At 46.1% G+C, this 1,200-nt stretch carries 1 protein-coding gene; it reads right to left on the bottom strand.

Annotation, left to right across the window (positions count from 1 at the left end):
* Positions 1–268: 268 nt before the first annotated feature.
* Positions 269–1,105 carry a 16S rRNA (cytidine(1402)-2'-O)-methyltransferase gene (gene rsmI / locus QVA83_RS13835; protein WP_014950518.1) on the bottom strand — a complete coding sequence of 279 codons (837 nt, stop codon included), beginning with the start codon at positions 1,103–1,105 and terminating at the stop codon, positions 269–271.
* Positions 1,106–1,200 lie beyond the last annotated feature (95 nt).

Raw genomic sequence — 1,200 nt, 5'->3', positions numbered from 1 at the left:
GCTTTTCCATGCAGGCTATAACGAAAGCCGTACATTTCGCCTTCATTAAGAGAAACTTCCGCAAAGGTATTAGGGTGGATTAAGTCGTAAACACCTGAGTCGTTAGCTTGAGAAAATATATCAACTAACCATTTTCCTTCTGACATGGTGATTTTGAGTGTTTTTGTCATATGAGCCTCCATAAACCTCAGTCCTTTTTGAACTGAGCAGTTGACGTGGATTACACTCTTTTGTATTTATTCCAAGGCCCTTAAGATCAACAACGTGTTTACGCTTTTGCGTCTAGCCCAGCTTGATAAAGCGCATTCTTTTTCAAGTCATAGTGAGTGGCGACCACCGCCGCGGCCTTTTTAAGCGGCATGTGCTCACACAAAACACTTAGCAACGACATTGCCTCACTGGGTATCGCCTGGTCACTTACCTTCGCGGGACCAATCATGACGACGAATTCGCCTTTCTGGTGCGCAACATCCGCATTGAGATAATCAATTACATCTTGCGCGCTGCCACTCACGTAGGTTTCGAAGGTTTTGGATAGCTCTTTCGCTACAACAATCTGGCGTTCGCCTAAAACGCGCTGTATATCAGTAACGGTGTCTAAAATTCGTCGTGGGGCTTCATAGTAAACTGTGGTGAACGTTCGATCTATTAGCGCTGACAACACGCTTTCACGTGCCTGCACTTTAACCGGTAGGAATCCTTCAAAAATAAACTTGTCTGTCGGCAGTCCCGACGCGCTTAATGCTGTTATTGCAGCACATGGGCCCGGCAGAGCGCTAACCGGAATACCTTGCTCACGGCACTTGCGTACCAAAACAAAGCCCGGGTCGCTGATTAACGGCGTTCCAGCATCACTTATTAATGCTACCGACTCGCCGCCCTTTAAACGCTCACAAAGCATTGCTGTGCGCTTATCTTCGTTATGCTCGTGCAGAGAAAGAGTTTTCGTTCCAATGCTAAAGTGCTGTAAGAGTCGAGCGCTGTGACGGGTGTCCTCGGCAGCGATCCAGCTTACTTCACTTAATACGCGTATTGCTCTGGCACTTATGTCGTCTAAATTACCGATAGGTGTTGGAACAATATATAAGGTGGCGGTGTCTGTCATAACAGTGATTAAGTCTTACGTTAATTTTGGAGAATATGCGATAAGTATATCACGCCATTAGTCCAGATTATGCTGGCAAGCGTAGATTTTCACAC

It is taken from the genome of Alteromonas sp. AO-Serp (assembly GCF_017849675.1).
GTDB lineage: Bacteria > Pseudomonadota > Gammaproteobacteria > Enterobacterales > Alteromonadaceae > Alteromonas > Alteromonas macleodii.
Note: the sequence above shows the minus strand (reverse complement) of the source record. Positions and strands in the feature narration are given on the sequence as shown.